Source organism: Pseudonocardia sp. (assembly GCF_025465255.1).
GTDB lineage: Bacteria > Actinomycetota > Actinomycetes > Mycobacteriales > Pseudonocardiaceae > Pseudonocardia.
In genome coordinates this window covers 1-2,933 of sequence record NZ_JAODNI010000248.1, presented here as the reverse complement: position 1 = coordinate 2,933, position 2,933 = coordinate 1, and the positions used below count along the sequence as shown (strand labels likewise).

General features: G+C 75.0%; 2 protein-coding genes and 2 pseudogenes. All 4 read right to left on the bottom strand.

The window, feature by feature from the left end; all coding sequences use genetic code 11:
• Positions 1–280: pseudogene (locus tag JWP64_RS30865) on the bottom strand (hypothetical protein); the annotation flags it as partial.
• 234 nt (positions 281–514) lie between these two features.
• Positions 515–1,834 carry a HAMP domain-containing sensor histidine kinase gene (locus JWP64_RS30860; RefSeq protein WP_297504073.1) on the bottom strand — a complete coding sequence of 440 codons (1,320 nt, stop codon included), beginning with the start codon at positions 1,832–1,834 and terminating at the stop codon, positions 515–517.
• 29 nt (positions 1,835–1,863) lie between these two features.
• Positions 1,864–2,214 (bottom strand): DUF1707 domain-containing protein, encoded by a 351-nt coding sequence (locus tag JWP64_RS30855; RefSeq protein WP_297504070.1) that lies wholly within the window; start codon positions 2,212–2,214, stop codon positions 1,864–1,866.
• 175 nt (positions 2,215–2,389) lie between these two features.
• Positions 2,390–2,933, bottom strand: a pseudogene (locus tag JWP64_RS30850) (hypothetical protein); the annotation flags it as partial.

Below are 2,933 nucleotides of genomic sequence, written 5' to 3'. Positions count from 1 at the left end.
GCGCGGGCGCGGCGGCGGCCGGGGCGGCGGCCGTGGGCAGGGCTCCGGCGGCGGGCGCGGTGTTCGGCGGGGCCTTGAGGCCGTAGTAGACGTTCTCGGCGATGTCCACCAGCGGGCCGCCGCCGTGGTCGCGGACCCATTCGACGGTCCGGACCACAAAGGAGGCGTTTCCGGGGTAGACCAGGGCCCGCTCGTAGGAGACCCCCGCCGGGATCAGGGCGACCAGGACGAGTGCGGCGATCCACCGCCGCACCCGCCGGCGGCGGGCCCGACGTATCACGCGGTCCTCATCCGAGGGGTGTCCCGGCGAAGATCCCGGGGGCGGCTGCGGAGCAGCGTCGGTCGGCCTGATCGTCATGCCGTCGACGCTAGGAACGTGCTGGTACGCGGCGGGCCAGCGGAAGGTTAGCGCTCGGGAAACCCCTCCGTGCCGCTCGGAGAGCTGCGTCGCACCGGCCGCCGGATCGCGACGAGCGGCGCGGCGCGCGACACCGGTGGCATCAGCGGCCGCGGACTACGGGTGGAGCGTCGCCGCGGGTTCGGCACCGGGTTCGGGCTCGCGTGCGGCGGCGGGGAGCAGGACGGTGAAGGTCGGTGGTGCCGTGCGTGTGAGGGCGAGCCGTCCGCCCTCGGCCTCGGCGAGACTGCGGGCGAGGGCTAGCCCGATCCCGTGTCCTGCGGCGTGGCGGGCGCGCCGGGTGAAGAGCTCCGTGACGGGGACCGTCACACCGCGGCCCTCGTCGGAGACGTCGACGGCGACGGCCGCACCGATGTCGCGGACGGCCACGGTGACGGTTCCGGCGCCGTGGCGCACCGCGTTGTCGACGAGCACAGCCAGGACCTGGCGGATCGCCGAGGTCGAGGCCGCGGCGCGAGGTGGGTCGGGGTCGACGACGATCCGGAGGGCGCGGTCGGCGGTGCCGAGGACGGGACGCCATTGGTGGTCGAGGTCGTCGAGGAGGGCGGGGAGATCGAGCGCGGCGGGGGCGGTGTCGGTGTCCCGGGCCAGGGCCAGGAGGTCCTCGATGGTGCGCTGCAGCCCGTCGGCGGCCCGGACCGCGTCGGCCATGGCCGGCCTCGGGTCGGTGTGCCGGTCCTCGAGGGCGCCCTCGAGGCTGAGCCGGAGTCCGGCGAGCGGGGTGCGCAGCTGATGCGACGCGTCGGCGGTGAAGGAGCGTTCGCGCGCGACGAGGTCACCGAGCCGTTCGGCGGTGGTATCGAGATCCGCGCCCACGGAGTCGATCTCCGGGATCCCGACGCGGGGCGCACGAGCGGTGAAATCGCCGTCGCCGAGGCGGCGGGCGGCTCCGGAGAGCTGTTCCAGGGGCCCGGCCAGTCGCCCGGCCTGATGCCTGGCGACGATCCACACGGTGGTCAGCGCCGTGAGGGCGAGGGCGAGCATCGCTCCCCACACCAGGGCGACCTTCGCGTAGACCTCGCCGGGTGAGCTGTAGACGCGGATGGCGCCGGCGCGGGGGCCGTCGCCGGTGACCGGCACCGCGACGATCCCGTCCCCCCCGGTGTCGTGGGAGTTCTCGGCGAGCGCCTCGGTGACGGCGCGGTCCCCGGTCGCGGGTCCGGTACCGAGGATCCGGACGCCGGCGCGGTCGTAGAGCGCGACCTGCGCTGACCCGGGGACGGCCGGGAGCTGAGGGTCCTGGCCTCGCGCGAGGTCCACGGCGACCGTCAGCGCGGCGACGTTCGCGACCTGGCCGAGCTCGTTCTGCTCGTTGCCGGCGAGGTAGGACACGACGATCCCCGCCAGCGGCAGCCCGAACAGCCCGATCGCGAGGACGGCTGCGGCGAGGGTGAGAACGATGATGCGTCTACGCACGTCGGTGGGGTCCCCGGGGGTCGGTCGGATCAGGAGGGGCTGAGGGCGTGCAGCACGGCGAACAGCAGGCCGGCGGCGGTGGCGGCGAAGAGCGTGACGCGGACCGCCGCCCAGACGTAGAACGCACGGTCCTCCGACGAGGTGGGCTCCGGCTGCTCGGCGACGAGATCGTGCACCAGATCGTCGAGCTCGTGCCGCGAACGCGCCCGGTAGGTCGCCGAGAGCAGCCGACCCGCCTCCTCGAGGTCGAGGCGGCCGTCGTGAACGGCGTCGCTGACGTGCGTGGCCGCGCACAGGAGTTCGTCGTCGCTCGGACACATCGACCTCGGCTCCTCCCGGGCGCGGGCGTCCCCCTCGTGGTACCCCTGCGAGAGGGTCATCCTCCGGCCCGCGTTCCGTGTGCCGCGGCGGAGGCCGGGGAACAGGCGGCCTCCGGGATGCTGTGCATGCTCCCACGCTAGGCGGCGGCTGGTTCGCGCTCGGGCCGCGCCGGGTAAGACGATGGCAAAACTTCGGGCAGCCGGCGGTCCTCACGCCGGGCCGCGGCATCGCCGGTCAGGTGACCGGCTCGAGCTCGGCCCGTCGGCCCGGCCCGGCGACGACGGGTCGTGGTGCCAGCACGGCCACGCCGGCAGCGGTCAGCAACGCCCCCGCGACGCCGATCGCCAGCCGCACCGGCGAGGTGGAGATCGGCTCGCCGAGGACCATCACCCCCAGGAGACCGGCGATGAGCGGGTCGACGAGGGTGAGGGTGGCCAGCGGCGCGCCGAGCCCGCCGTCGCGGTAGGCGTGCTGGGCGAGTACGAGCCCGACCAGCGCGGACGTCAGGGCGGCCACGACGTACGCCGGCTGGGCGTGACCCGACCAGATGGCCTTGGCCGTTCCGGAGGTGAGCCCGAAGCACAGGGCCGCCGCGACGGCGTGGAGGACGGCGGCGAGGGTCGGCCTCGATCGGGCGAGGCCTCGGGCGGCGGCCACCAGCACGGACACCGCCGTCGCGACGATCGCCACGGCGGACCAGTATCCCAGCACCGGTGCCGCGATCCCGGCTGAGCGGGGGATCATCGACAGCACGCCGGGCAGGCCGACGAGCACGCAC

What these genes read in the sequence shown, in the direction of transcription:
- JWP64_RS30855 (WP_297504070.1), bottom strand. Translation starts at nt 2,214, where the DNA reads ATGACCCTCTCGCAGGGGTACCACGAGGGGGACGCCCGCGCCCGGGAG.